Source organism: Vreelandella sp. 162(4c), from assembly GCF_058152265.1.
Genome location: NZ_CM176981.1, coordinates 1,379,551 through 1,405,958 on the forward strand (window position 1 = coordinate 1,379,551; position 26,408 = coordinate 1,405,958).

A 26,408-nucleotide genomic window follows, 5' to 3' on the forward strand; every position below is an offset into this window, starting at 1 on the left:
ATAACCGCAGCACTTTGGATCACACAGTAGAGGAAGGAGGGCCAGCGCCGGTACCCTCTCGACTTTACCGACCAAAGTGAAGCAGAGAATGGGATACCGACAACTGACCCAGGCCCAACGATACCAAATTTTCGCTTACCTCGAGACTGGCATCAGCCAGCGACAGATAGCCAAGGCTATTGGGGTTCACAGCAGCACCATTAGCCGGGAGATAAAGCGCAATGGGCTTACTGCTGGCTATGCGCCTGAGCAGGCTCAATTGAGAAGTGATCAGCGTCGACGCAGCGCCTGGAAAGTGACGAAGCGACTGCCCAGCCTAATTCGATGGGTCACTGATCAACTGATGGACGAATGGAGCCCCCAGCAAATTAGTGGCTTCATGGCGAATGCCAACGGCGTTTGCGTAAGCCATCAGTGGATCTATGCGTTAATCTGGGACGACAAGAAACACGGCGGCGACTTATGGAAGCGACTCCGCTTACCACACCAGCGGCGCTATCAGCGCCGATTGGCCAAGCATGCGGGATTGGGCAAAATTCCACACCGGGTAGGTATTGAACAACGTCCCGCCGAAGTGGAAGAAAGGCGCCATATCGGCCATTGGGAAGGCGATACGGTGCTCAAGGGCCACAAAGAATCCGGCCTGGTGACCCTGGTCGAGAGACGCAGCGGATACCTCTTGGCAGCGCGCCTGCCGACAATCACGGCCACAGGAACGGCCAAAGCGATGACCCGGTTATTAAAACCACGCCGAGGTGCAGTGCAGACCATCACCTTGGATAACGGTTCGGAATTCGCCGAGCACCGACAGGTTGCCAAGGCCGTCTCGGCCAAGACCTATTTTTGCGACCCGTACCGCTCATGCCAGCGTGGCACCAATGAAAACACCAACGGACTGATTCGCCAATATTTCCCGAAAGGGACGGACTTCCGAAAGGTGAGCGACTCAGCACTGAGGCGAGTCGTTGCCAAGCTGAATAATCGCCCCAGAAAACGCTTGGGGTATCGGACACCGGCACAAGTGTTCCTGGGAGAGTATTCAGGAGCGCTGGAAACCGCGGGTGCTGCGCTTAATGTTTGAATTCAGGGGTTAAGCGGTGGCGCTGTGCGGTTGTAGCGCTCGGTTTCGTGGCGTTGTCGTATGTAGTCTATTCCGATCAAGCTGGTGTTGGTGGTATTTCCAGCCTCCCAGTCGTATTGCAAGGAGGTATCTGAGGTCAAGGCCGATGACGCATCACGGCGATCCTGGGCGCTCCGGGCATAAATCCGCTGATCGCTACTTTGGCCGAGACTTATAGAATCGTAAGTCCGGTCGGATCGGAAAGTGCGGAGGCTATGTCGAAGGTGGAGGTTGTTAGAGAAGTCATGCTCGAGTAAGTAGCCGATCGAATAGCGCTCGTTATCGTATTCATCATAGCCGGGCTCTCCGGTGAAAAGCTCCAGGGGAATGCCACCATTCGGGTTAGTAAGAATGGTCCCGCTGGAGGGTAGCCCATACACATAGATTGTTTGATCGCGCTGATACTCGCTCAGCAGAGTGAGCGAGGTATCCTCATTTGGCTGCCATTTCAACGCTGGAGCAATATAGGTGCGGTCATCCGGCACATGGTCGATAAAACTATCGCTATCCCGATGCAGCATGGTCAGGCGATATGACCAAACACCATTCTCATCCAGAGCATCGGAGAAATCAGCAGATATTTGGCGACGGTCGAAACTGCCCGCCTCAACATTCACTTCGCGCAGAGGGGAGCTAGTGGGGCGTTTACTGACGGCGTTGATCATGCCTCCGGGGGCAGCTACCCCATAAAGAATAGAGGATGGGCCCTTTAACACCTCCAGTCGTTCAAGGCCATAAAGCTCTTGCTGACCATCATAAAGATTAGCTTGGTATTTGCTGCCGTCACGATAGGATCTATCAACGGTGAACCCGCGCACTCTTAGTGATTCAGTAGTGCGATCAGCACCTTCCTGCCTTGATACACCAGCTGTGTAACTCAATGCCTCATTGAAATTTCGAGCACCATAATTTTGAAACTCTTCGCTACTTACAACTGAGATGGACTGTGGCGTCTCAATGATAGGCGTACCGGTCTTGGTGCCTGTTGCGCTACGAGTGGCGGCAATACCCTCTACTGGCCCTCTGGCCGTCTCACGTATCCAGTCGGCTTGCACCTGCATCGTCGTCAACGCCACATCAGCCGCCCGCTTTTCCAACCGATAACTACCCTCAGCGCTGCGCACTGGTACAAGGCCGGTATCTGCCAACAAGCGCTCCAAACCTTCGTTTATTCCATAGTTACCTTGCAGCCCTGCGGTTTGCTTGCCAGCGGTCAAAGTGGCATCGAAGGCAATCTCGATGCCTGCACTGACCGCGAAACGGTTTAGTGCCGTATCGAGTCGTCCTGCTTCGATGGAATAGCGTTGCTGAGCGGCGGCACTCTGCCCTGCTTCTTGCTGGGCAAGCGCCGTTGCGGGTAGGCCAGCCAAACAGCTGGCGAGTAGACTGTATTGAATGGCGCGGGCCAAAGGCGTTCGGATAAAGCGTGAGTGCGCTTGCTGCGTCGTCATGAAGATCCCCGTTGATTTTTATGTCTACATCTTCTCTTCCGAACGAGAACGAGAATCCCTCAATGTTTTCTGACATTTTTCTTCTTAGCTTTCGCCGTCGCTGCGCGGCATGACCGTGACCCAAAATGGCGTTCGGTAGACCACCTTTAATGACAGTGCATCGGCAAGACTAGCCAGGGCGCGGTCGGTATCTTGCAGCGAGAACACGCCGCTCACCCGCCGGTCGGCCACCTCTGGTGCGCAGCGCACTACACCATGGCGATAGCGGGCCAATATCTCGACCACCTCACTAACCCGCATGCCTTCGGCCACCAGCCGCCCCTGAAAGCGGGCTAACCCAGCGGGTTCCAAGGGCGCCGGTGGCGTTACTCCATCGGCGCTCATGGCAGCCTGCTGACCAGCATCCAGTGTCGTCCGTTCATCGCTTCCACGCCGCTCCAGAGCCACCCGCCCTTCGTAAACGGCCACTTGGGTGCTGTCATTATGCTGCTGCACACTGAAGCGGGTTCCCAGCGGATAGGATAGTCCCTCCTTCGTCATAACGCTGAATGCCCGGGCGTCCGGTGTTTTTGCTGTGGTAATCAACACTCCGCCACGTAGCAGGTGGAGTCGCCGCTGGTGAGCATCGAACCTTATGTCGATGGCGGTATCGGTATCCAACGCCAGATGAGTGCCATCGCTCAGCGTCACTTCGCGGCTCTCGCCAATACCGGTGGCGTAGTCGGCGAACTGACGCTGCCACTGGGGCGTACGCGGTAGCCCAAACCCCAGCCCGCCTAACAGCACGGCCAAGCCGCCCCACTGCAGCAAGCCCCGCCGGGAGACCTGGGAAGACGAAAACAGCTCGCTACGGGCAGCGTGACGCGGCAACGCAGCCAGCCGGCCATCAATCGCCTGCAACTGCTGCCAGGCTCGCTCATGTTCCGGCGACGCTTGTCGCCAGGCCAGGCAAGCCTCGCGCTGGGCCTCGCTGATGTCGTCGCTCCATAGTCGTGCCATCCACAGGCTGGCCTGCTCCAGCACGGCAGGATCAATGGCCTCATGGGAAGCGTCGGCTGACGTGCGGCTCATAGCATTCACTTAAGGTTGAGATTCGCTTATCGCGCGGTGGCAGGCCAGCAGCGCCCGAGCGATATATTTCTCTACCGAAGAGACCGAGACACTCAGCGTCTCGGCAATGTCTTGGTAGCTCTGGCCATCCAGGCGGCACATGAGGAAGGCCCGGCGAGGCTTGTCAGGAAGCTCATGGAGCAGCGTATCAATCTCTACCAGCGCTTCGATAGTGAGTGTTTGCTCCTCGGGAGAAGGCGCGTGTGTCTCTGGAAGCAGACTGAGAGTTTCCAAATAGGCAGTTTCGATTCGCCGACGGCGGTAATGGTCGACGACCAGCCCTTTGGCGATCTGGGTCAAAAAACGGCGTGACTGTTCGGGCGCTGGCGTAGTGCCCCGCGCCAGTATGCGTAGGTAGGTATCATGCGCTAGGTCAGCAGCGGTATGAGAACAGCCCAGCTTGGCGCTCAACCAGCTCCGCAACCAGCTATGATGATTGTGATAGAGGGCGTCGAATGGAACCTCGCTTTCGCCCTGTTGCTTTATCGATACCATCGCCCGTTGCCATTGATTGCCCGTGCCAACTGCCCCAAAAAAGGGGCAAAACTAGACGCAAACAATAAATGATAATACTTATCATTACAAATCATATGGCGGTGATCAGATCAGTGTTAGGGCGTAGTTGGCCCCTCTAATGCCTCAACGAGGGAGTCGGCGAAGCGAAGGGCGGAGGGGAAACCTCCCCAAGACCAGTAGTTGATAGGGACAATTGTATAGTTGCCCTCTTTCACGGTTGGCAAGTGTCTCCACTGACCATCATAGAGGAGCTGTCTCTGCCCTCCAGGTGGATCGTAGGGGCTTTCAAGAAATATTATTTGAGCCTTGATATTAGAAAGGGCTACTGCGCTGACGGTAATCGACCCCCATTGGCCTAAATCTCTTTGCCATGCATTCTGAAGGCCAAGGCGATTTATCACCATACCTTCAACGCCTCCCTTACCATAAATACGAGCATGGCGCTCATCCACTAAGCGCACTATTAATAGGGGAACGTCTATGCTGTTAAGCTGATTTTTTAAATCATCAAAATAGCTGTTGGTTCTCTCCACATACTGCTCTGCAGCAACAGAATCATTGACAAGAGAACCAAGTTCACGAGTCAATTCCTCAACCGCTTCCCAATGGTTCTGCTCAGCATTAACATCATCAGAAAAATTATAAAGCGTATATTCTTTAACATCAGCAATCTCTCTGAGTCTTGGTATTAAGCTGACATGGGCCGGTGGAGAAATTAGAATATGCTCTGGCGGATGATGTGCAAGAAGTTCATAGTTGGGAAGAAAACGGGAGCCAAGATTCGTCGTGTTAGGGATGACATTATCTTGACGTGAGTAGGTTTCGTACCCTTTTAGACCCGCTAGAAACATAGGCGGATGGCCTATCGCATTGAGCGTCTCGGCGATTGCGAAATCAAATGTTGCCAATGATGATTCATTGATATCGTTACTTGCCATCGAAGCAGCACTAGTCTGCAACCCAACCAATAGAATTAAAAATAAGGGGATACTGCTAAGACATATTGAACGATTAAGAATGCATCTGTGACACTTCACTATTATGCCTGCCTTTACGGAGTAGAATATAGCGTTTCCACTTAGTAGTTGAGGATCAACCAACTTGCCATATAAGGTTCTTGGGCTGCTTTAGAAACTCTTTGCCCAATAGACAATTCCGTTCTTACTCATGGAAATATGCATGGGCAATGTTAGGTTCGCTGGACAACAAGGTCTTATAGAAGCAAGGGGAAAAATGTCGCACCGCCATGCGGGATGTCGGTGCGAAATATTCAAGATACGCTTCAGGGCCAATGCCTTACCAGCTGTAAGACACGGTACCCAGGAACGTGCGATCGCCCCCCCAGTAGCAACGTCCCCCGTTGTTACAGCGGGCAACATACTCACGATCAAATAGATTCTTGGCGTTGACCTTAGCGCTCCAGTTATTGCCGAAATCATAACCGATGGATGCGTCTACTAGCGTCTCGCTACCTACCTCGAGAGTGCCATAATCTAGACTCTCCGGCGGATAGGCGTAGGATTTACCCAAGTAACGGACACCAAGCCCCGTTTGCAAGCCGTTCAACACCCCTTGGCGAAAGGTGTAATTGGCCCAAAAAGAGGCTTGGTGGCGTGGTATTCCAGTAATCTGCTCATCTTCTAAACGTGAGCCCGCATCATCAATGATCCTGGCGTCAATGTAACTATAGGCAGCGGTCAAGCTCAGGCTTTCGTTAATATCGCTTTTGACCTCAACTTCCAAGCCCTGGGATTGCGTCTCGCCAATTTGTCGGTATTCACCGGAGCTTGCATCATAGCTAATGTCATCTTGCTTATTAATATCGTAAGCAGCAACTGTCACCTGTGTATTCCAACCCTCAGGCTCATACTTCACCCCCAACTCTACCTGATCGCCAGTAATAGGCTTGAATTCATCAGCCGTTTGGAGCTGCACTGGTACGAAAGTTGTGGAGTAGCTAACGTAGGGAGAGAAGCCATTGGCAAACTGATACATCAATCCAGTTTGCCAACTGAATTCCTCGTCGGAGCGCTGAGTATCATCGTTGGCTGCCGTGTAGTCATCATATTCACTATCTGACCAGTCGTAACGACCTCCCACCAGTGCAATCAAACCGCCCACCTTGCCCTGCCACTGAGCATAGGTTCCAGACAAATCCTGCTTGAGATCGCCATCATCTGATAACCTAGAGGTTTGCGGCGCGCGACTATACTTCGGATCGAAAATATTAATAATTTCGAATTCGCCATTGGCTATATCACCAGCATACTGCTGCTGTTCAAATGATGTCTTGTCAAAGCTAACACCAAACAGCAACGTATTTTCGAGCGCCCCGGTGGTCACGTTACCCACCACCTGGTTATCGATGGAATAAACTCTAGACTCGTTGGCCCGATCAAGATTATAGGTGCCAATATTAGAGCCGAAACCTGCATCGATAAATTGCAACCAACTTTCCTGGCGATCTACCAAAGATCGCGTGTAACGCCCATTTTGACGAAACGTCCAGTCGGCATTAAAGCGATGCTCGTATTCATAACCCAATGTCCAGAATTCACGATTAAAAGCGTCCCAATCGGTACGCCCCAGATTGGCATCGGTACTCAATTTTCCTTCGGCATTGCCAAGCAAACTCCCCGATGCTGGCAGCCCTAGCTGCATTTGAGTACTGTCCTTTTGATATTGTCCTAGCAAGGTCAAGGTATCCCTATCGCTAAGGTCTATAGCAAGCGAAGGAGCGAGGTAGACTCGGTCGTCTGGCATGCTATTGATTTGAGTGTCAGCATTTCGGATCAAGGACACCAGCCGACCACGAACACTGCCCTCTTCGTTGAGAGCGCCCGCCACATCGAGAGAGACCTGCTTGCGATCATGAGTACCATAGCTAAGATTAACCTCACCCTGACGTTCATAAGTAGGCCGTTTGCTGACCAAGTTGACCATTCCGCCAGGCACATTTTCACCGTATAGAATCGCTGAAGGCCCCTTGAGCACTTCGACCCTCTCCAGACCATAAGGCTCGGCAGATGTGGAGTAAGCATTGGGCTGAACACGTAGGCCATCACGATAGGTACCGTAGCCATAATCACGCTGGTTCATGCCACGAATGTAGAAGATATCACCGGCCAAAGACTCGCCGCCAGGGTAACTATACCTGTTAACACCGGGTATATACTCCAAAATATCTTCCAGCGTTTGCGCTCCTTGATCCTCTATCTGACTCCTCGTTACCACCGAAATGGAACGTGGTGTCTCTGAAAGCTGAGTATCTGTTTTGGTTGCCGACAGGCTACGTTGAGCCCGATAGCCCTCGTCAGGCCCTACGGCAGAAAGCCCCAACCAATCCGCTTCCACCCGCACCGTCGTCAACGCCACATCAGCCGCCCGCTCTTCCAACCGATAACTACCATCACTCTGCCGGGCTGCCGTTAACCCCGTTCCATCCAATAGTCGCCCTAGCCCTTCATCAACTAGATACTGGCCTTGCAGGCCGGGGCTTTGGCGGCCTTCCCCCAGCTCGCCAGCGCCGCTGATAAAAACACCCGACTCGGCGGCAAAGCGGTTGATGACGCTGCTTACCGGGCCGCTGGCAATGTCATAGTGGCGTGCTTGCTGCTGGGTAGTTTGTGCCATGGCGGGCTGCGATAGCTGCGGCACGGCCAATAATCCGACGGCGGCAAAATGAACCGCCAGCGCCAAGGCGCGGCGGTTAAGCGCCGGTTGGTGCTTGGCAGTAAGCGGTTGAAGTGCAGTGCGCTGTTGGAGCATGTCGGTTCCCCTTGCAGATACGTTTTAAGTGCTTATAAAGGGGAATCGAACCAGCGCGAAAAAGGGGAACCAGAAAAACCAATTTTTGCTCTTTTTTATTCCTCGCTGGAGCTTGCTTTGCCTGCCTCGATTTTGATCCACCAGGGCATTACCCGGCGCACCTTCACTGGCAGCGTGGTCTCGACCATGTTCAGGGTGCGCTCTAGATCATTGAGCGGGAAAGCGCCGAGCAGGGTGAGATCCGCCACCGCCGGGTCGACTTCAAGGCGGCCACGGTGATGGCGGCTAAGCGCCGCGGCGAAGGTTTTAAGCGACATGCTCTCGGCCAGCAGAATCCCGTTGGCCCAGGCTTCCCGACGGCCTTCGGCGGGGGTGAGTTCCCCAATGCGGTCAGCGGCGAAGTGGGCCTGCTGCCCCGCATTAACCACCTGTCGCTGGCTCGCATGCTGAGCATCGCCCAGGGTCTGGATGGCCACGGCACCGTCAAACACCGCCAGCAGTTCGCCTGATGGCTGCTCACCCACGCTAAAACGCGTGCCCAAGGGCGTTAGTCGCGCACTGCGGGTATCCAGGTAAAACGGTCTTTCGGTGTCTTTGCCGGTCTCTATCAGTATCTCGCCGGTCACCAGCGCCAAACGGCGCTGCTCTTGGTCGTAATCGACATTCAGCGCCGAGGCGCTACTCAGCCAGACCTGAGTGCCATCCTCCAGCACGATGTGAGTGATTTCGCCGGTGGCGGTGTGATAATCAGCGCCCCACTGCTGTACTAGTCGTGTCAGCGGTGTGCTTTGCCAGAGCGCTGCGGTGAGTACAGAGACCAGCGCAAGGCTTGCCAGCCCACCCAAAAGGTGACGACGCCCCCGCCGTCGCTGGCGCGCCAGGCTAATCACGCTGTCAGCGGTTTGGCGTTCATCTTCGTCTAGATGCTCGGTGAAGCGGCGGCTTACGCCCTCCACCTGCTGCCAAGCCCAACGATGGGTGTCGTTGGCATCCCGCCATGCTTGCCAGCGTTGACGCTCTGTTGCCGACAACTCCTCCGCTTGCCACTCGGCAAACCACTCGGCTGCCTCCGCCAACGCACGACGTTTGGCGGCTTCCTCGGAGCTGGCGGCAGAGGCCATTTAGAGACTCGCCTCAAAGCCCGCTTCGATCAACGCGCACTGCAGCATGGCCTGAGCCATATATTTTTTGACCATGCGTTCGGAAACACCCAGCTCCTCAGCAATCTGCCGATAGGGTTTGCCATGCAGTTGGGAGGCCAAAAAGGCGCTAGCGACTTTCTCGGGCAACCGCGCCAGCATGCGGTCGATTTCGCACAGTGTTTCGATGACAATTTGCTGGTATTCGGCAGAGGGCAAATGCGCCTCGGCGCTGGCCGCCAGGGCTTGCTGCCAGGCGCGCTCGATATCCTGGCGGCGCCAATGATCCACGCACAACCCTTTGGCCATACGGCTGAGATAGGCTCGGGCACCTTCGAAACTATCCAGGTGGCGGGGCGTTTTCATCAATCGCACAAACGCATCCTGCGCCAGATCCGCCGCCGACTCACTGCACCCCAACCGCTGGCTGAGCAACTGCTGAAACCAAGGCTGATGGTGGTGATACAGCTCACCGAGGGAGTCTCGACAGCCGGTATGGTAAGCCGCAGGCTCGGCTGATCGGGGTGCCGCCGCCATATAAAAAGTGCCCCACTTCTACGAAAATGATTCTTATTCTTTTTCAATTCGCAGACAGTGTCAATGCACAGTGCTCAACGAATCTCTCCATTTTTTGATATGACACCCTGCAAAATCCTACCCCCCAGCAGCGCCATCACTGTCACCGCCGCCATGCCTAGCGCCAACGCCGTAAACATAGCCGGGTAGCCCAGCCGGTCTAGCAAAATACCGGCGAGCACAGGCACAGCCAAACGCGACAGGGTGAACAGACTGGCCTGTAGACCGTAATCCAGCGCCTGATACCCAGACCGGGCGAAGTGCATCATCAGGCCGAACATTACGCCCGATAGCGCTCCCATGGCACAGGCCAACAGTCCTGCGCCCACCAGCCACAGGCCATACCCCGCAGCCATGTAACCCACTCCCCCCAGAGTCGCCAGGGCCAGCGTTGCCAAAGCGGCTAACAGCGGTAAGGCACGGCCAAGCCCAACACTCCGTGCCAGGCGTTGCCCCGCCAGGCTAGCCAGGGCGCCCGCTATGCCACCACCAACCCCCACCCACCAGGCGACTTGCTCCGCTGGCATCCCCAGGTCGAGCAACAGCGGTTTTAGATAGACCCAACCGGCGCCAACGAAGGGAAAGAGTAGCATCAGCAGGGCTACCCAAAGACCTGCGGCTGGCTGACGGACAAAGCCCATTGCCCCCTTATGGCTCACAGGTTGAACTGCTTCCGTTACCGAGACATACCGTTGCCTGCCGGTCTCTGGCGGTAACGATATCCAGCGCAATAAGAGTCCTCCCACGGCCAATAGCAACGCCATCAGTACGAAGGGCACTGCTCCCCCTGCACGCTCGTGCACGACCAGCAATAGGCCACCGCCCACCACCGCAGCCAGAAACAGCGCCGCCGAACGAATTCCCCCGGCGCGTAGTCGCTCTTCGACGGGCAGACAGCGAATCGCCAGCGCGTTCACGGGCACATCAGCCCAAGTCGCCAACCAACTGATCAGCAGCACCCAGGCATAGAAACGCGTCGGCTGCGCTAGTGGGAAGTCGTACGCTAACCCTAGCAACGCCAAGCCCAACAGCAATCCGAGCAGACCAGCCCAGGCGCGATAGCCTCCGCCACCCAGGCGGCAGCGCTCAACGGGAACCGCCATCACCAGTTTGAGCACCGCTGGCAGGCCCGCCAGTTGCAGTAGGCCAATCTGGGTACCGCTCCAGCCCTGCTCGCGCAGTACCAGCGGCATTCCCAACAGCAGATAGATACTGGGCAGCGCCAGAGCAAAGTGGAGCCAGCCAAATGCCAGTTGCCGGGCGGTCAGGCCGCGCATCATTTCGCCCTCCTACGCGCCACCAGAGCCGTGGCAGGCGCCATGGGAAGCGCAATCGGCTGCGCCTCACACACCTCGAAACCCTGCGCCAGCAGTGCCTGACGCAGCTCACCGGCCTGGGTCACCCGACGACCCTGCCACAGCAGCGGCAGGTAATAGGACAGCATGCGGCGGACCGCCTCGGGTTCTTCGGGAATTTCAGCGTGCACGCAGATCAACTCGCCGCCGGGCTTTAGTGCGGCATGCAGTTTGGCCAGGCAGGCCGAAAGCTCGGGCACGAAATGCAGTACCGAGGAGCACCAGATCAGGTCGTACCCGGTGCCGATATCATCCCTCGCCAGATCGCCGCCCCGCGCTTCGAGACGCGATGCCAAACCAGCCTCGGCGATGTGTTGCGCGGCGACATCGGCGGCTTCGGGCAGTTCAAAGACCACGCCGTGCATATGTGGAAACGCCTTCGCCAGGGCGACGGCGACCAGCCCCGGGCCACCGCCTAGATCCAGCAGCCGCCAGGCTGATTCAGTCGCCCTCCGTTGTGCCACCAATTCACAGGCAGCAGGCGCCGTTACCGCCGCCTGCTCGCGTGCCAGATGGCCGCGCGCTGCCACGGCCCAGCGCTCACCGTTAGCCAGCGGTGCTGGCCGGCTTTGTCCGCGCAGGCCATCGGCTAGCCCGGCACCGAAATCACGCAGTGAAGCAAGCCGAAAACGCCAAGCATCACCACAGTCTAACGCTGAGGAAGACGCCAGATAGCGCCGCGCCACCTCGCTGCTGGTGTAGTGCCACTCACCCTCCGCATCGCAGCTTCGGTCGAGCAGTTGCATGCTCCATAACAGCGTCAACCAGTGACGCGTGGCTTCAGGCTGCCATGCATGCATTTGTGCCAGGGCCTCGGGGGTGCAGGGCGACGCCAGCGTCTCAAATAGATCCTCTGCTAAGGCAAGCTGTAGGGCCTCGGCCTGTACAGCGGCCAGCGATAGATCCCAATAGGGCTGCAGTGCATGGGGAAGCGCATCCACGAGCCGGCTCATAACGATACCCCCACACGCAAGCCAATCTCACGGGGCGGGCTGTACTCCCGTATCGTGCCGTTGAGCAGGCCCACTGCATCGTATTGTCGGTCAGTGGCGTTGTTCACATAGCCCCCCAGTTGCCATGGCCCCTGTTGATAGCCACCAGCCAGATCCAGCAGGGCATGACCGGGACGACTGAAGCGGTTGGCCGCATCCAGGTAGGTCTTACTCATGCCACTCAGGTTGGCCTGGGCATACCAGCCCTGGGGTGAGTCGTAGCGCAGCCCCAACCGACCACTGATATCGGGCGCAAAGGGGTTGTGGTGGCCGGCGTGGTCACCGCTAAGATCGTTGAACTCGCGAAATCGGGTACGATTGAGCGCCAGGCCCGCCTGGAGCGTCCAATGTCCGCCCAGCAGGTAGTCAATATCCAGCTCTACGCCCTGGGAACGCGCCGCGGCAGCATTGGTGATCTGCACACTACCGGGCTGAATAACTTGCTGAACTTGCATGTCGTCAATGATCATCCAGTAACTGGCTAACCCATAGCGGAGCCGTTGCGACAGCGCTGTTCCCTTGATACCCAGCTCGTAGGAAGCCACTTGCTCAGGTTCGTAGCCGGGATAGTCACTCTGAGCAGAGAAGGCGTTGAAGCCACCGGCGCGAAACCCTTCGGCATAGCGGGCATACAGCCAGTCGTCGTCACCCAAGCGGTACTGCAGGGCTAACTGCGAGGTAACATCCCCCCAGCGCTCGCTGCGCTGCCCGGCTCCTCGGGGCGTCAACGCCACCCGGCTCTGCTCTAAGCGCAGGCCTGGTGTTAGGCGCCAACGCTCGCCCAGCGGCAACGTCCACTGCCCGAACAGCGCGAGGTTCTCAGCCTCCAGCGTCGCCTCACTGCGCTGGGTGCCCATCGGGTTGCGTTGCTCGAACTGCAGTTGATGATCATCACGGTCACCGTACAGGCCCAGCACCCAACTGCTCTGCCCCTCATCACCCTGACGCTCCAGACGCAGTTCCTGGGAGAAGGTGGTCAAACGCTGGTCGCGCCCGACGGCAAAGCGCTGAGCTGGCGTTAAATCGGTATCCTGGGTGACGCGATCACGAATCTCGCGCCGCGCTGTGATGGATCGCAGCGTCAAATCAGGCGCTAAGGCATGACGCGCATCCAGGGAAATATCCCGTCCGCTTGAGCGGTTACTACCGGGATGAGGGGAGTCAATGCGACGCGTATCGTGACCGTTTGACCCGACAGGCCCCCAGGGAGCCGCACCGTCTTGGTAGTGTAACTGCCCATAGCGCAGGGTAACGTCCGTCTCCGCTGTCGGCATCCAGAGCAGACGTAGCCGACCGTTCTTGCGCTCGCGGTCATCTGCCTCACCCGCGCGCGCCAGGTTATCCACGAAACCATCCTGCTGGCGCCACTCCCCGCTGACCCCAAAATAGAGCTGCTCGGGTACGAGTGCCTGAGCGGCATCGAGGCGTAGCGCGTTCAGATCACGGCTGCCCAGCGTAGCCTCCAGTTCGGCATAGGGGCCTGCATCCGGCTGACGGGTATGCAGGCTGACCACGCCTGCCTCGGCGTTGCGGCCATAGAGCGTCGACTGGGGCCCGCGCAGCACCTCAACCCGTTCCACACCCTGCAGGTTGTGATCAAACCCTTGGCCAGCCACGACGGGCACCCCATCCACCAGCATTAGGACTGATGAGGAGAAAGCGGTAGCACCTGAGGTTAGCCCACGCATTACCGGCAGGGCGGTACCCGACTGGCCAAAAGGCTGAAAACTCAACCCAGGCGCATAGCGCGCCAAGTCGCCCATATTGGAAGCACCGGCATCCACCAGCGTCTCGCCGGATATTACCGCTAAGCTCGCCGGTACCTCTTGCTCAGTCTGCGCGACTTTGTTAGCCGTTACCTTCACCACGGGTAGTACTTCCCCTTTAGCGATGCTGCCCACGCTGCATCCCCCCAGCAGAAGCACCACCACTGCATTTCTTTTCAACCCCTTGCTCTGCATCGCCCCCCCCCTTAGTGCTGTTTCTGGCTCCCGACTAGCGCGGGAACCTTCAAGGGAGTAGGCTAGCTATAAACGATAGCAATTATCATACTCATTCATATGCAAACCAATTCACTTCTTATGCGTAGCGATGCATCACGCCCCATTGGCGACTCTCTGCAAGGTTCTCAATGCTGCGTGCTGGATGATGGCCTCTCGGTAGTGTTAACCCGCTACCGTACTAAACAAGCGCTCGTCGAAGAGAGCCGCACACCCCATACGGGCGCAGGCGTGATTGTGACCTTTGGTCTACAAGGCCACTCTGATTACCGAGAGCGCTGGGGGCCGCGCATCGATTTCGGTCACGGTCACACCACGGTAACCACCTTTAACCACAGCCAGGGGGAGCGCCATATACCGGAAGGGGAAACAGTGCTTCAGTTACGCCTTGTCGCCAGTACTGGCTGGCTAACGCGCTACCTGGGCGAGCGATATCAAGCAGCACTCCCTGCCTCTGGGGGTATTCGACCGCTGGCTTTTCAGCCTACGTCGCCGGTCAGCCGGGCACATCTGCAGGCGCTCCAGGTATGCCTCCAAACAGGCAGCGCTCGGCTCCAGCAACACATTCACGCCTTGAGCTTATTGGGGGAACAACTTGAGATGCTGCTGCCGGAACCCTGCCCTACACAGACTATCGCCAGCGCAGACGCCGAGCGCATCGTTCAGACCCGTGCGATCCTTCTCAACGAACTGGATCGCCCCTTGCCCCTGGCCTATCTAGGAGCACGAGTGGGGCTAGGAGAGCAGAAGCTTAAGCAGGGATTTCGTCGCATGTTTGGCACGACGCCTCAGCACTTTCTTCATCAACAGCGCATGCGCCACGCCCATACGCTGCTGGAGAGCGGTCAACAGGTCGCTCAGGCCGCCTACGCCACGGGCTATCGGCACCCAAGTAACTTTAGCTTAGCCTTCACACGCTTCTTCGGTTATGCCCCTAAAGCCATCAAACAGCGCAAAAGTTGATAACAAGTATTGCGAGTACTGATGCAGCTGTCCGAGCGAGTTCCGGCGGAATTGCACACTGTCGCGCGACACACTACAATAAATAAAAGCCAGTTAGGCATAAGCCGGTACGATGGATGATTAAAAGCATCAAGCATAAGGGACTAAAACTGCTTTTTGAAAAAGGCAGCACCAAGGGCGTTCGTGCCGATCATGTCGACCGTCTCCGTGATCGTCTGACCGTACTGAACGCAGCCACAAGTCTCGACGATATAGCGGCTGGCAACTGGGGCCTTCACCCTCTAACTGGAAAACTGGACGGCCAGTATGCCATCAAGGTGTCGGGTAACTGGCGACTGTTCTTCGAGTTCCGAGACGGTAATGTTTACCTGCTGGACTATTTACCTTCTGAACCATGACGATTATCACTGATGGGAGAAGAAACAATGGCGATGTATAACCCCTCACATCCGGGTCGCATTATCCGGCAACGTCTGATTGAGGATGAAGACGGCCACAAGATTGGCAGCGTGGCATCGGTCGCTGAACAACTCGGCTGCCACCGTAACACCCTGAACCGGGTAATTAACGGCAGCGCCTCCGTCACACCTGAAATGGCATTGGCTCTAGAAAAATTGCATGCCGGAAGCGCCGAATTCTGGCTATCCATGCAAACCAATTATGACCTATTTCAGCTTCGCCATAACCAGGGCGCAGCTTAGCTAAGCGATATCACTCACTATAACTAATTATTCTAAGCGACTCACATCAATGACTACCCACCCGGGCCACCGCATCGCGGCTGGCGGCTTCTCGCTGTTCGCCGGTGAGCTCTACCAACTGCCCCTGTCGCATTTCCAGCAGCCGGTCGGCTTGGTCGAAGTAGTGGTCGTCGTGGCTGATCACCACCAGCGTCTTGCCCAGCGCTCGCAACTGCGGCAACAGCTCACGGTAAAAGACCCGGCGGAACTGGGGGTCTTGGTCGGCGGCCCACTCGTCTAGCAGCAATAGGTCGCGCTGTTCAGCGACCGCTAATAGCATCGCCAAGCGCTTGCGTTGGCCCTGGGAGAGGTTGACGTTGGTGATGCGATCGCCGTCGAAGTCGAGCTTGCTATGCATGCCCAGCGCGGCAAGCCACTCCTCCACCAGCGCCGGGTCGGGTGACTCGCCCGCTGGGCCCATCAAACGATCAAACAGGTGCAGATCGGTGTAAATGGCCGAGAAGTGCTGGCGATAGCGTGTCCAGTCTTCCTCCTGCAGCGGCCTGCCATCGACCCGTACGCAGCCACTTTGGGGCTGGTAGAGCCCAGTCAGCAGCCTCGCCAAGGTCGATTTTCCGCTGCCGTTACCGCCGATCAGAAACACTACCTCGCCACGCATCAAGGTCAGGTCGATAGGGCCGATGGCAAAACCCGCCCGAGACTCCTCATCCGGGTAGCGATAGCTAACCTGCTCCAGGGTTAGCTCTTGCCAGTCGTGGCGCAGCGCAGAGTGGCCGAATGCCTCGCGATGCTCGGCCAGGTCTAAGCTGCTGATTTTTTCGAACGCCACTCGGGCGTTAATCAGCGTCGGAAAAGCGCCAATGGCCTGCATCAACGGCGCACGCAAAAACAGCAGCGTGAGTGAAAAAGTAGTGGCTACCTGCACCGATGCCCAACCCAGGCCGTTGGCCAAAAAGAACGCGACGCCGATGGCGCCCAGCATCATGATGTTGAACCAGTTCACTGCGCTGAGATGATAGGTATCACCAAGAATAAAATGACGCCGACAATCCTGTGCGTTAGGCGTATAGACATCGCGATACAGCCATTCGGCGCGGTCACGGTTGAGCGCCAACTCTTTGCGCCCCTCGATCACCGACTGGTAATCCGCGTAGAGACGATCCTGTATGTCGCGCAGTTTGGCCATATGCCCATAGACCCGAGCTACCAGACGTATGCCAATTAAAATAGTCACGATCACCCAGAGCGCGGTGACACCCAGCATGGCAGGCGAAAGCCACGCCAAGTAGAGCGTAGCGCCTATCGTCAGCACCCCGCCCTGCACCAGCTCCGGCAAGCGTATAAAAGCAACGGTCACTGAACTCACATCGGTGGAGAGGCTCGCCAGCAAACGCGCACTGCCAATCTGCTCGGTGCGTTCGATATCGGTATCCAGAATTCGCTTGATCAACTGCCCCCGCAGCCGGTAAACGAAATGGTGACCCAGCGTGGTCAGCGCTAACTGTGATGCCAGGGTAATGACCAGCAGCAGCGCGATCAGCCCCAGGAATTCGGGTAGGATGCGCCAGGGGTCAGTGAAGGTACCCAGCAGCCGTTGATTGATAAAGGCGATGACACCGATGCCCAGGCCAGCGCTTGTCAGGCTAAGCAGTACCACGGCCACAAACGGCCAGCGATAATCACGCCATACGATTCTGAACAGTTCCATTAACTTTGACTCCTTGCAAGAGTTGAACGCTAAAGGAAGCGCTGCGGCGTGCCGTACTACCCTAACGGCGTTTCTTGGCCGGTTTATTTTCGGGTTTTAGCGGGCATCCACCGCACAGCGGCTCACCGGGTAGCCGGTATTTGATACAGCATAGCCGTCGCACACGAGCAGGCGTTTCACCGCCCAGCTCCAGATAACGCACCGGCTGATAGAGCGGATTACGACGCCCATCGGGAAGCGTCTTGGTGGCGAGATAATCCAGCAGCGGCTCACCCGCCCCTGTAAAGGTTGGATGCCGCGAGCAGGTCTTGCCCACGAACTCCACGTAGTGACCAAGATTGCTCCAGAACACCTTGGCAGAAAGCCCAGAGACAGCGGCCAACGCCTCGATCAGTGGGGCACAGTGGTCATCGAATAGACTGCTGAAGCGTGCCTGGAGCGCTTTAGAGGCCAGCGGCACACCACCATGCGGCAACCAGATACGAGCCGTCTGGCCGTGATCACCAAACGCCAGTCTCAGTTCATCCCCACCCACCGGCAGGTCGTAGCCCAATAGCAGGTTGGCCACCAGCGTCGGGATCGAGACGCTGCTGAAATGAAATTTCGACCATATCGAAGCGACGGCCAGAAAATCGGCATCGTCACCGTGGTATCGCCGGTAACGCGTCAGCTGGGCGTTAAGCACCTCATGGTTCAGCAGCTCAGAGGCCGCTAGCGTCGGCACATCAGGCTGACCAAAACAGGGAGCCTTGGCGTTATCCAGCGGCGGCTGGCGGTAAAGCGCCAACAGCGCCTCCGCTGGATCCACCGTTGCTAAAAGCTCCCTCGTTTTGATCGCCACGTTACTCATAGCCGCCGCAGCCCCCACATAAAGTAAGCGCCGCCAATCAGGGAGGCGACCAAGCCCGCTGGTATCTCATAGGGGAAAATAATCTGGCGCCCCACCCAGTCAGCCAGCACCATCAATAACATGCCGATCAACGCTGCTCCCAGCAGATGCTGACCCGCCCGGGAGAAGCCGACCAAGCGCGCCATATGCGGCGCCAGCAGGCCAATAAACGAAAGCGGCCCCACCACCAGGGTGGCGCAGGCGGTTAACAAGGCCACCAACAGCAGCAACGCCAAACGGGCTCGATTGAGGGTTACCCCAAGCGCCTTGGCCGTCGGCGCGCCTAAGGGCAAGATATCCAACCAGCGGGTGAAGGGCAGCGTGATCAGCGCCAATACAGCGGCAATGCCCCCAACCACCACCGCATTGGTGATATCCACGTAGTAGGTGGAGCCCGCCAGCCAGGCAATCACCTGCTGGCCACGAGGGTCGCCGCCCGCCAGCATCACGCTGCGCACTGCATCAAACAGCGCGCTGACCGCCACCCCGGTGAGCAGTAAACGCTCGGGGAGATAACCGCTCTTGCGGTTGATACCCACCAACACCAGCAGCGTCGCGAAAGCACCCAGGGTACCCACGCCAATCAGCATCATATTGGTGGGCGCAGGCAGCAGGAAAATCCCCAAAATCAGCGCAATGGCACAGCCACCACTGATACCCAGTACTTCGGGGCTGGCCATGGGGTTGGCGGAAAGGCGCTGGAGAATAGTCCCGGCAATCGCCAGCATTAACCCGCTGGCGGCTGCCGCCATCACCCGGGGCATGCGCCACTGCATGACATTCCAGTTATTGGGCGCCAGCCAGTACCAGCCATCTACACCCTGGCCAAACAGCAAGCCGAGAACCGTTGCCCCCAGTAACGCGAGGATTAAACCAGTGGCTAAACGTGAAGGCGCTGGGTGACGACGGGCGAAAATCCCCGCCCCTTTCGGCGGCTGGTCGCCCTGCAGTTTCAGGCGCGGAATCAGCCACATTAACAGCGGTGCCCCCAGGGCACCGGTAATCGCCCCGGTAGGAATAAAAGCTGCCACCATGCCACCGAACTGCTGCAGCAGCAGATCCGTGGTAGCCAGCAGCACGGCCCCTAATAGCGTCGACCAGATTAGCCGCGGCCCTAAGCGGCGCGCACCGGCCATGCGCACGATATTCGGCGCTGCCAAGCCGATAAAACCGATGATGCCCACCACGCTGACAATGCTGCCGGTAATAAATACTGCCAACCCCATCCCCGCAAAGCGTAGATAGGTCAGCGAGACTCCCAGGCTCTTGGCACTGGCATCGTCCAGCTCCAGCACCGCCAAGGGCCGTAGCAAAAACCACGCGGCCACGCAGCTAATCGCTAGCCGAGGCCAGAGGATTGTAACGCCGTCCCAACCGTTTTGCGCCAGCGAGCCCGCCCCCCAGATCAGCAGCCCGGAGAGCGCCTCGTGGTTGAACAGCAGCAGCGCCGTAGACAGCGCCCCCAAGTACAGATTGACTACTAGGCCCGCCAGCACCACCACGATCGGCGCCAGCCCGCGCCGCCAGGAGAGCAGAAACACTAATCCAACCGCTAGCGCACCGCCCAATAAGGCGACCCATTCGCGCCCGGCGACAAGCAGCCCCGGCGCCAGCAAGGTGGCGGTCATCAACGCCAGGTTAGCGCCCGATGCCACCCCTAGGGTGGTGGGCGAAGCCAACGGGTTGCGCAGCACCTGCTGCATAAGCACGCCTGCCAACCCCAGGCCGCCCCCGGCGAGCAGGGCGATAGAGAGGCGCGGCCACCAAGCGTAGTAAAGCAGCAGCTCGTCAACGTTCTCAAAAGAAGGGGCCACTAATGCCTGCAGGCCCAGCGCGAAACCGCCTTGGCCCTCTAGGCCCACCCAAAACAGCACCACCATGGGCAGGCTAAGTAATAGGCAGGCTTTAGCAGGCGACATTCCCCCCATTCTTTGGGTAAATTGCGCAGCGCCTAGCATAGCGAGCACCCTTTTGTGATAACCGGACAGTTCGCCAAAAGAGACGTGATAGGCAGCAGCGTCATTTTCTTAGCCTTACTATTTATGCAAACGAGTTTATGGAAATTAGCGATTGAATAACTAACAACGATTCTAAATGATAATAATTAGCACTACAATTGACTCCTTATATATAAAGGAGGCATCACTATGGCAGCCAAACCGAGCTACCAGCTTTTCGATATCACCCTCGACCGGCGCACCCAAGTCAGCGCCTCATTAGTCAGGTTCACCTTTACTGGCCCAGAGGTCAGCCAAATGGCGACCTACGCACCGGATCAGCGCGTCAAGCTATTCTTTCCCGAAGGCGGTGGCAGTCTCGACCCGCTGTTTGAAATTGCCAAGCTGGAAGAACACGACTGGTACGGTGCCTACCGCGCGCTGCCGGATGCCCAAAGGCCCTCAGCGCGCACCTACACTATTCGCGCCCTCCGCCCGGAGCAGGCTGAGGTGGACGTTGAATTTGTACTCCACGGCGACAATGGCCCCGCGTCGCGCTGGGCAATGCACGCCCGCCCGGGTGACCGGCTAGCCATGACAGCCCCCGACGCTAACGCGGAAGGCCCAAAGTTGGGCTACGAGTGGAAGCCGCCCCAAGGCGTACGCCGTATTCTGATCATCGCCGATGAAACCGCCCTCCCCGCTGCCGCCGGCATTCTGGAAACCCTTGATGATTTGCCGCTCAAACCCAAAGTCGAAGCGCTGTTCGAAGTGCCTCGCCGCGACGATGTTCAGCCGCTGCCCCAGGCCGCCAAGCTGCGCTGGCTGGCACGTGACGCTGAGTCCGGCTGCCAACATGGTGAGCTACTAATGAGAGCAGTACGCGATATTGATTTACATAGGGAAATTCAAGCGCTAGGCGGCACGCCTGCTAACACCACTACCAGCGCCACTACCGGTGCCACGACCAACGACGAAAGCGACGATGAGGATGGCCCACTCTGGGAACCCGCCACCCTGGATGACAGTGCGCCCTTCTACGCATGGATCGCCGCTGAAACCAAGGTCGCCATGAAGCTGCGTCGCTATTTGGTCAACGAGTGCGGGCTACCCAAGCAGTACGTCACCAGCATGGGCTACTGGCGCCAGGGCAAGGCCAATGGTTAAAGGAACGGCAAACAACACGGCGTTAAACAGTGATATCACAAGCAAGCCAGCTCAAACGCCTATTGGCTGGCGAGACAGCCCCAACGGCTATGGGCGGGTCAGCCGTGTACTGCACTGGTTGACCGCCGCGCTGGTCACGCTGCAATTTTCCGTGTTGTTGGCCTGGAGAGGAATGGGCGAAAACGCTATCACGCTGTTCTTGGCGAGCATCGGGCCTCACGGCTCATTAGGATTTATGATTCTGATCGTGACGCTGGCTCGCCTTGGCTGGGCATGGATAAATCGCAAACAACGCCCGCCCCACACGCCAGGGCTAGGTGGGCGCTTAGCGCGCTTTGTCCATATCACCTTTTATGGGCTACTAATGTGGTTGCCCGCTTTCGCTATTTTGCGCCAGTACGGCCGCGGCGGGGCGCTACGCTTTTATGGCATGGAGCTGCTGCCCGAAGCGGAACGCGATATCACTTGGATGATCGCCCCCGCCGAGCTCCTTCACGGCCCGCTCTCGTGGCTGCTATGTGGATTAGTCATCGGCCACATCATGATGGCGCTGACTCACCGCTTCTGGCTTAAAGACCGAGTACTGGCGCGTATGGTGGGGTCAAGTGGCCGATGAGGGTTCCGCTAGCGGCTCTTCGGTAGTCTCAGACTCAGCAGTCAACAGCTTGCCACTCTCTAGCCGCACCAATCGATCTGCGAGGTGGAAATAGCGGTCATCGTGGGTGATGACCAGCACCGCTTTACCCATGCGTTTTAGCTCGGGCAACACCTCGCAGTAAAACACCTCTTTGAATAACGGATCCTGATCCGCCGCCCACTCGTCAAACACCAAGAAGGGCCGATCCTCAAGGTAGGACACCACCAGCGCCAGACGCTTACGCTGGCCCTGGGAGAGTGCTTGGGTGGTGAACGCACCGTTTTCAACCCGCACCTTGTGCTGCAGGTGCAACTTGGCCAGCAGGCGATTACCCTCCTCGTCCAGACCATCACGCGGTGCCTCTAACAGGCGTTCAAAGAGATGGAAGTCCGAGAACACCACCGAGAAGAGCTGCCGGTAGGCATCCCAGCCATCCGCTTCGACCCGCTCGCCATTGAGCAATACCTCGCCACCTTCCGGCGGGTAAAGCCCCACCACTACTTTGGCCAGCGTGGTCTTACCGCTACCGTTGCCCCCCACCAGAAACACCACTTCCCCCGGCGTAAAGCTCAGATTAATCGGCCCCAACTCAAAGAAGTCATCGCTCTGCTCGTGGTAGTACTGATGGGTGACGTCGCGCAACTCAAGACGCTGCAAAGCAGGCACCTGAGGTGACGCTTGCCTCTCCTGCCCCTGGGGCATCTCTCGTGTGATGTCATCAATTCGGCTAGCGGCTACCCGCGCCATATTGATCCGCGGAATATTGATCAGCAATCCTTCAAGGGGGGTCACCATAAACACAAACACCAGGGCAAATCCGGTCATTACCTGGGTTTGATTAGGCCCATCGCCCGCCAACACAAACAATACCAGACCGATAAAGGCGTACATCAGGAACTGCCCCCAACTGGTCGAGATCACGAACAGCGACATGCCATAGGTGCGCAGCCGCCGCACGCCTTCAACCGACTCCCCCAGTATCTGATCCATAAAGACCCGGCTCTTGCGCTGGTGTAGGCGTAGCTCTTTTGCACCATCGGTCAGCGCGCGGAAATGACCAAACAATCGATCCTGCTCTGACGAGGCATCCTGGAGGTAGTGAATAGCGCGTAAGTGCACCAAGTGGTAGCCGACAGCGCCCAGCCCAATCACCCCAAGTGCAAATAAAAACACCTGCCATGAAAGCATTGCCAGGTAGCCCAAGCACCCCACCACGATGACCGTATTGGTCAAAATCACCGGCAAGCTAACGAACAGCACCGCCACGTTGTTGCTGTGCTCGGTGAGTGCTGACTGGATCCGCGCACTGCCCACACGCTCGAACTGAGCAAAGGAGGTCTCGGCCACACACTGGGCGACAAAACTGCGTAACTCGGCCAGAGCACGCTGCCCCAACCGCTCAAACAGCGCCGTCGACACCATCCGACAGACCATTAGGGCCACGGCGATACCCGCGAAGGCCCAGGCAGCATTGGCGCGGCTGGCGGAGTCGCTGGTTAACGCCGCATTAATTTGGGCAATCAGCAGCACGCTGAAAAGCCCCGAGAGAATGCTGGCCAGCGCAGCAGCGGTCATCAACCCGCGGGTTCGACGAAACAGATAGAGAAGCACATTCACCTCATTGGAAAGCTATTAGAAAAAGCGATTGGAAAGCAGTACCTACCCATACAGACGAATCACCGCTGCAAAAAGTTAAACACCTTTCTTGTAAACATGCCTCATTCTCATTCGTCTTTAGATAGAGAAGTCAGTACGCCGCCCTTCGATGGGGGTGATTTTTTATTGCTGTTTTTTGATTCGTTTTTTCGATAGGAGCTTAGCGGTGTCCAGTTCTGTCCAGGCACAACCACAGGTACACGTACCCTCTGAAAGCTACGCGGTGGCCCCGCTGCTCTCACGCCCAGAGGGGTGCACCTATCAAGTTTCCTATGAGGTAACCACGCAGACACTTTATGTGGAAGGACATCAAGAGCGTCTTGAGTGGTTGCTAGTAGACGATAACAGCACCTTGATACTGCAGTGGTCACAGCGTTCAGCACCACCTTTCCCGGCATTGCTTGCCGCTATCGAAGGGGCTTTTGCCTTTTACCCGGCCAGTGTTGCGCTACGCCTTCAGCTACCTAGTGTTTTGCACGCCAACCTGTGTGCCGCCGGCATCGCGGTTCAAGAAAGCCATGGGGAGCTCTGGGTCTATGCCGAGTTAATTTGGCAGTTACCCACACTTTGGCTTAACTCGCCACCCACGTGCCCTTACCCGCAGCAGCCCATATTGGAGAATGGAAAACGACACCCACGCCGCCCGCCGCGCCCCAGTGGCACGGTCTATCAGCGTCATATTGCCTGGCTGGATGCCACCTTAAGCTTTCGAGTGCTTGACCTGGAACTTGATCTGGAGCGCTTCAACCGCTGGATGAACGACCCGGTCGTCGCCCATTTCTGGGAAGAGCGGGGTGATTTGGAACAGCATCGCGAGCGGCTAGAAAGCACGCTCCAGAACCCCAGCGTTGTGCCATTGATCGGCTGTATCGACGGTGAACCCTTCGGTTATTTCGAGACCTACTGGGCCAAGGAGGATCGCATCGGCGCTTATTACGATGTCGGTGACTTTGACCGCGGCTGGCACGTGCTGATCGGCGAAGCCGCTTTTCGCGGGCGGCCTTATGTCGCCGCTTGGCTGCCCTCTATCTCTCACTACCTGTTCCTGGACGACTGCCGCACCCAGCGCCTGGTAATTGAACCCCGAGTAGATAACGCCAAGATGCTGCGCAACCTTGCCCAGTGCGGTTACGCCCATGTTAAGGCGTTAGACTTTCCTCACAAGCGGGCCATGCTCGGCATGCAGCTACGCGAACACTTTTTTAACGAGCGCTGCTGGGTTCCGCTGCCCTCGCACCCTGGGTCAGCCCCACGACCCGATCCACGCCTCACCCCATAGACACATCAGCCACGAGGACTCTTATGCATATTCACGATTTGATCGGCATCGGCTTCGGCCCCTCCAATATTGCCCTGGCCATTGCGCTCGACGAACAGCGCCAAGCAGGGCAAGCGAAGGATGCCTTGTTTATTGAGCGTCAGCCCTGCTTTGCCTGGCACCCGCATATGTTGCTGGAAAATGCCCATATGCAGATCTCCTTCCTCAAAGATCTGGTCACGCCGCGCAACCCTGGGAGCCGTTACAGCTTCCTCAATTACCTCCACAGCAAAGGCCGCCTGCAGGACTTTATCAATCTGCAGACCTTCTTCCCCAGCCGTCATGAGTTCAATGATTACCTAAGCTGGACTGCCAGCCACTTTGAACACCAGTGCACCTATGGAGAGGATGTGTTTGAAGTGCTGCCTGAAACTGATAACGACGAGGTAGCCTACCTTCGCGTTCGTTCACGGGATGAGAGTGGCGCGGTGCAGGAAAGGCTCACCCGTTCATTGGTAATTAGCGTGGGTGGTGCGCCCAATGTGCCTGAATGCTTCGCCGGGCTAAAAGACGACCCACGGGTCTTCCACTCCAGCCACTACCTCCGGGAGTTGGCGAAGCAAGACGCCCCCAAACGCATCGCGGTGATCGGTGCGGGCCAGAGCGCCGCTGAAATATTCCTTGATCTGCACGGTCGTGAAGGCATTCAAGTGGATCTTATTAGCCGGGCATGGGCCTTTAAACCCTCCGACGATAGCCCCTTCGTCAACGAGATTTTCAATCCCGAATACACCGACTACGTGTTCAACAACCCCACCGGCCAGCGGGAAGCACTGCTGCAGGAGTACAAAAGCACCAACTACTCAGCCCCTGACTTGGCGCTGATTCAGGAGATTTACGATGTGTTCTATCAGCAAAAAGTAACCGGCCAGGCCCGCCACCGCTTCCGTCGCCGCCATGAGGTTACCAGCAGTGAAGCAGGCCCTGAAGGCGTTGAGCTAAACGTGCGTGATTTGGAGACTGGCCATACGGATATCACCCGCTACGACGCAGTAGTGTTAGCCACCGGCTATGTACGCGACACCCATAAACAGCTACTGGCCCCCGTCGCGGACTACCTGCCTGAGTTTGCTGTCAATCGCCACTATCAGCTCTACACCAAGCCTGAGTTCAAACCGGCTATTTTCCTGCAAGGCAGCTGCGAGCCCACCCATGGTTTAAGCGACACCCTGCTGTCGATTTTGGCAGCACGGACAAGCGAGATATGCGATGCACTAGATCATGCAGCAGCCTTCTATGCCCCCTCACCCTGCAAGGAGGAAGCTACTACACCTTAGTTTTCACCAACTCACTTTCATAAATCGTACCAGTGGTCAGGCCACCTCCTGGCCACTGGACGTAGCAACTAGATGCCGTTCTTCAATACGTTCTCGGTTAGAGAACAGGCGTTGACTCAGCATGGCTG

General features: G+C 57.3%; 22 protein-coding genes. 8 read left to right on the forward strand and 14 right to left on the reverse strand.

From position 1 onward, the window contains the following. Window positions 1-88: 88 nt before the first annotated feature. A complete protein-coding gene (locus tag AC4EYZ_RS06260) occupies window positions 89-1,081 on the forward strand; it encodes an IS30 family transposase (RefSeq protein WP_490203942.1) in 993 nt (330 codons plus the stop codon). Between the two features lie 2 nt (window positions 1,082-1,083). Here AC4EYZ_RS06260 and AC4EYZ_RS06265 read toward each other — a convergent pair whose 3' ends face one another. The 10 genes from AC4EYZ_RS06265 to AC4EYZ_RS06310 all read right to left on the reverse strand — a co-directional run bounded on the left by AC4EYZ_RS06265 (window position 1,084) and on the right by AC4EYZ_RS06310 (window position 13,988). Continuing rightward, the gene (locus tag AC4EYZ_RS06265; RefSeq protein ID WP_474191578.1) at window positions 1,084-2,571 is read right to left on the reverse strand and encodes a TonB-dependent siderophore receptor; all 1,488 of its coding nucleotides are present in this window, start codon (window positions 2,569-2,571) and stop codon (window positions 1,084-1,086) included. 84 nt (window positions 2,572-2,655) lie between these two features. Beyond that, on the reverse strand, window positions 2,656-3,642 hold the full coding sequence (locus AC4EYZ_RS06270) for a FecR domain-containing protein (protein WP_474191579.1): 987 nt from the start codon (window positions 3,640-3,642) through the stop codon (window positions 2,656-2,658). Window positions 3,643-3,651: 9 nt separating this feature from the next. After that, window positions 3,652-4,176, reverse strand: coding sequence for a sigma-70 family RNA polymerase sigma factor (locus tag AC4EYZ_RS06275; protein ID WP_342583927.1), 525 nt, complete (start codon window positions 4,174-4,176; stop codon window positions 3,652-3,654). Window positions 4,177-4,292: 116 nt separating this feature from the next. Continuing rightward, complete coding sequence (locus AC4EYZ_RS06280) at window positions 4,293-5,135, reverse strand: ABC transporter substrate-binding protein (protein ID WP_474191581.1); 843 nt, start codon at window positions 5,133-5,135, stop codon at window positions 4,293-4,295. 358 nt (window positions 5,136-5,493) lie between these two features. Then, a complete protein-coding gene (locus AC4EYZ_RS06285; RefSeq protein ID WP_474191582.1) occupies window positions 5,494-7,965 on the reverse strand; it encodes a TonB-dependent siderophore receptor in 2,472 nt (823 codons plus the stop codon). Window positions 7,966-8,060: 95 nt separating this feature from the next. Further along, window positions 8,061-9,086, reverse strand: coding sequence for a FecR domain-containing protein (locus tag AC4EYZ_RS06290; protein ID WP_474191583.1), 1,026 nt, complete (start codon window positions 9,084-9,086; stop codon window positions 8,061-8,063). Next, window positions 9,087-9,641, reverse strand: a complete 555-nt coding sequence (locus AC4EYZ_RS06295) for a sigma-70 family RNA polymerase sigma factor (protein WP_474191584.1) — start codon at window positions 9,639-9,641, stop codon at window positions 9,087-9,089. A 74-nt stretch (window positions 9,642-9,715) separates the two neighbouring features. Further along, the gene (locus AC4EYZ_RS06300) at window positions 9,716-10,960 is read right to left on the reverse strand and encodes an MFS transporter (RefSeq protein ID WP_474191585.1); all 1,245 of its coding nucleotides are present in this window, start codon (window positions 10,958-10,960) and stop codon (window positions 9,716-9,718) included. After that, a complete protein-coding gene (locus tag AC4EYZ_RS06305; RefSeq protein ID WP_474191586.1) occupies window positions 10,957-11,988 on the reverse strand; it encodes a methyltransferase in 1,032 nt (343 codons plus the stop codon). Before AC4EYZ_RS06305 ends, AC4EYZ_RS06300 begins: the two co-directional genes overlap by 4 nt. After that, window positions 11,985-13,988 carry a TonB-dependent receptor gene (locus AC4EYZ_RS06310; RefSeq protein ID WP_233973833.1) on the reverse strand — a complete coding sequence of 668 codons (2,004 nt, stop codon included), beginning with the start codon at window positions 13,986-13,988 and terminating at the stop codon, window positions 11,985-11,987. The genes AC4EYZ_RS06305 and AC4EYZ_RS06310 overlap by 4 nt, the downstream gene beginning before the upstream one ends. A gap of 120 nt (window positions 13,989-14,108) precedes the next feature. On the opposite strand from AC4EYZ_RS06310, the gene AC4EYZ_RS06315 reads away from it, so the two are divergent. From AC4EYZ_RS06315 to AC4EYZ_RS06325, 3 genes are all read left to right on the forward strand, one after another. Further along, on the forward strand, window positions 14,109-14,990 hold the full coding sequence (locus AC4EYZ_RS06315) for an AraC family transcriptional regulator (RefSeq protein WP_474191587.1): 882 nt from the start codon (window positions 14,109-14,111) through the stop codon (window positions 14,988-14,990). Between the two features lie 116 nt (window positions 14,991-15,106). Continuing rightward, window positions 15,107-15,388, forward strand: a complete 282-nt coding sequence (locus AC4EYZ_RS06320; RefSeq protein ID WP_474191588.1) for a type II toxin-antitoxin system RelE/ParE family toxin — start codon at window positions 15,107-15,109, stop codon at window positions 15,386-15,388. 27 nt (window positions 15,389-15,415) lie between these two features. After that, window positions 15,416-15,691: a HigA family addiction module antitoxin gene (locus AC4EYZ_RS06325; RefSeq protein WP_039860845.1), complete on the forward strand. Its 276-nt coding sequence runs from the start codon at window positions 15,416-15,418 to the stop codon at window positions 15,689-15,691. A 46-nt stretch (window positions 15,692-15,737) separates the two neighbouring features. On the opposite strand, the gene AC4EYZ_RS06330 is transcribed toward AC4EYZ_RS06325, so the two are convergent. The 3 genes from AC4EYZ_RS06330 to fhuB are packed head-to-tail and all read right to left on the reverse strand — an operon-like array spanning window position 15,738 to window position 20,246. Further along, window positions 15,738-17,486, reverse strand: coding sequence for a multidrug ABC transporter permease/ATP-binding protein (locus AC4EYZ_RS06330; protein ID WP_474191589.1), 1,749 nt, complete (start codon window positions 17,484-17,486; stop codon window positions 15,738-15,740). Then, the gene (fhuF, locus tag AC4EYZ_RS06335; RefSeq protein ID WP_027959973.1) at window positions 17,461-18,249 is read right to left on the reverse strand and encodes a siderophore-iron reductase FhuF; all 789 of its coding nucleotides are present in this window, start codon (window positions 18,247-18,249) and stop codon (window positions 17,461-17,463) included. The genes AC4EYZ_RS06330 and fhuF overlap by 26 nt, the downstream gene beginning before the upstream one ends. Beyond that, window positions 18,246-20,246: a Fe(3+)-hydroxamate ABC transporter permease FhuB gene (gene fhuB / locus AC4EYZ_RS06340; protein WP_027959974.1), complete on the reverse strand. Its 2,001-nt coding sequence runs from the start codon at window positions 20,244-20,246 to the stop codon at window positions 18,246-18,248. Before fhuB ends, fhuF begins: the two co-directional genes overlap by 4 nt. Window positions 20,247-20,435: 189 nt before the next feature. On the opposite strand from fhuB, the gene AC4EYZ_RS06345 reads away from it, so the two are divergent. Both AC4EYZ_RS06345 and AC4EYZ_RS06350 read left to right on the forward strand, forming a co-directional pair. Continuing rightward, window positions 20,436-21,392 (forward strand): siderophore-interacting protein, encoded by a 957-nt coding sequence (locus tag AC4EYZ_RS06345; RefSeq protein WP_400668354.1) that lies wholly within the window; start codon window positions 20,436-20,438, stop codon window positions 21,390-21,392. Then, a complete protein-coding gene (locus AC4EYZ_RS06350) occupies window positions 21,385-22,008 on the forward strand; it encodes a cytochrome b (RefSeq protein WP_400668351.1) in 624 nt (207 codons plus the stop codon). Before AC4EYZ_RS06345 ends, AC4EYZ_RS06350 begins: the two co-directional genes overlap by 8 nt. Here the strand turns inward: AC4EYZ_RS06350 and AC4EYZ_RS06355 are convergent. Continuing rightward, window positions 21,994-23,640: a cyclic peptide export ABC transporter gene (locus AC4EYZ_RS06355; protein WP_474192726.1), complete on the reverse strand. Its 1,647-nt coding sequence runs from the start codon at window positions 23,638-23,640 to the stop codon at window positions 21,994-21,996. The two genes, AC4EYZ_RS06350 and AC4EYZ_RS06355, sit on opposite strands and share 15 nt — an antisense overlap. A 211-nt stretch (window positions 23,641-23,851) precedes the next feature. Between AC4EYZ_RS06355 and AC4EYZ_RS06360 the strand changes: the two genes are divergently transcribed. Together AC4EYZ_RS06360 and AC4EYZ_RS06365 are read left to right on the forward strand one after the other, a co-directional pair. Beyond that, window positions 23,852-24,964: a GNAT family N-acetyltransferase gene (locus AC4EYZ_RS06360; protein WP_490204176.1), complete on the forward strand. Its 1,113-nt coding sequence runs from the start codon at window positions 23,852-23,854 to the stop codon at window positions 24,962-24,964. Window positions 24,965-24,987: 23 nt separating this feature from the next. Then, the gene (locus AC4EYZ_RS06365; RefSeq protein ID WP_474192724.1) at window positions 24,988-26,280 is read left to right on the forward strand and encodes a lysine N(6)-hydroxylase/L-ornithine N(5)-oxygenase family protein; all 1,293 of its coding nucleotides are present in this window, start codon (window positions 24,988-24,990) and stop codon (window positions 26,278-26,280) included. Window positions 26,281-26,408 lie beyond the last annotated feature (128 nt).

What these genes read in the sequence shown, in the direction of transcription:
- AC4EYZ_RS06280 (WP_474191581.1), bottom strand. Translation starts at nt 5,135, where the DNA reads ATGGCAAGTAACGATATCAATGAATCATCATTGGCAACATTTGATTTC.
- AC4EYZ_RS06285 (WP_474191582.1), bottom strand. Translation starts at nt 7,965, where the DNA reads ATGCTCCAACAGCGCACTGCACTTCAACCGCTTACTGCCAAGCACCAA.
- AC4EYZ_RS06265 (WP_474191578.1), bottom strand. Translation starts at nt 2,571, where the DNA reads ATGACGACGCAGCAAGCGCACTCACGCTTTATCCGAACGCCTTTGGCC.
- AC4EYZ_RS06275 (WP_342583927.1), bottom strand. Translation starts at nt 4,176, where the DNA reads ATGGTATCGATAAAGCAACAGGGCGAAAGCGAGGTTCCATTCGACGCC.
- AC4EYZ_RS06320 (WP_474191588.1), top strand. Translation starts at nt 15,107, where the DNA reads ATGATTAAAAGCATCAAGCATAAGGGACTAAAACTGCTTTTTGAAAAA.
- AC4EYZ_RS06345 (WP_400668354.1), top strand. Translation starts at nt 20,436, where the DNA reads ATGGCAGCCAAACCGAGCTACCAGCTTTTCGATATCACCCTCGACCGG.
- AC4EYZ_RS06315 (WP_474191587.1), top strand. Translation starts at nt 14,109, where the DNA reads ATGCGTAGCGATGCATCACGCCCCATTGGCGACTCTCTGCAAGGTTCT.
- AC4EYZ_RS06305 (WP_474191586.1), bottom strand. Translation starts at nt 11,988, where the DNA reads ATGAGCCGGCTCGTGGATGCGCTTCCCCATGCACTGCAGCCCTATTGG.
- AC4EYZ_RS06295 (WP_474191584.1), bottom strand. Translation starts at nt 9,641, where the DNA reads ATGGCGGCGGCACCCCGATCAGCCGAGCCTGCGGCTTACCATACCGGC.
- AC4EYZ_RS06290 (WP_474191583.1), bottom strand. Translation starts at nt 9,086, where the DNA reads ATGGCCTCTGCCGCCAGCTCCGAGGAAGCCGCCAAACGTCGTGCGTTG.
- AC4EYZ_RS06325 (WP_039860845.1), top strand. Translation starts at nt 15,416, where the DNA reads ATGGCGATGTATAACCCCTCACATCCGGGTCGCATTATCCGGCAACGT.
- AC4EYZ_RS06270 (WP_474191579.1), bottom strand. Translation starts at nt 3,642, where the DNA reads ATGAGCCGCACGTCAGCCGACGCTTCCCATGAGGCCATTGATCCTGCC.
- fhuB (WP_027959974.1), bottom strand. Translation starts at nt 20,246, where the DNA reads ATGCTAGGCGCTGCGCAATTTACCCAAAGAATGGGGGGAATGTCGCCT.
- AC4EYZ_RS06310 (WP_233973833.1), bottom strand. Translation starts at nt 13,988, where the DNA reads ATGCAGAGCAAGGGGTTGAAAAGAAATGCAGTGGTGGTGCTTCTGCTG.
- fhuF (WP_027959973.1), bottom strand. Translation starts at nt 18,249, where the DNA reads ATGAGTAACGTGGCGATCAAAACGAGGGAGCTTTTAGCAACGGTGGAT.
- AC4EYZ_RS06260 (WP_490203942.1), top strand. Translation starts at nt 89, where the DNA reads ATGGGATACCGACAACTGACCCAGGCCCAACGATACCAAATTTTCGCT.
- AC4EYZ_RS06350 (WP_400668351.1), top strand. Translation starts at nt 21,385, where the DNA reads ATGGTTAAAGGAACGGCAAACAACACGGCGTTAAACAGTGATATCACA.
- AC4EYZ_RS06365 (WP_474192724.1), top strand. Translation starts at nt 24,988, where the DNA reads ATGCATATTCACGATTTGATCGGCATCGGCTTCGGCCCCTCCAATATT.
- AC4EYZ_RS06300 (WP_474191585.1), bottom strand. Translation starts at nt 10,960, where the DNA reads ATGATGCGCGGCCTGACCGCCCGGCAACTGGCATTTGGCTGGCTCCAC.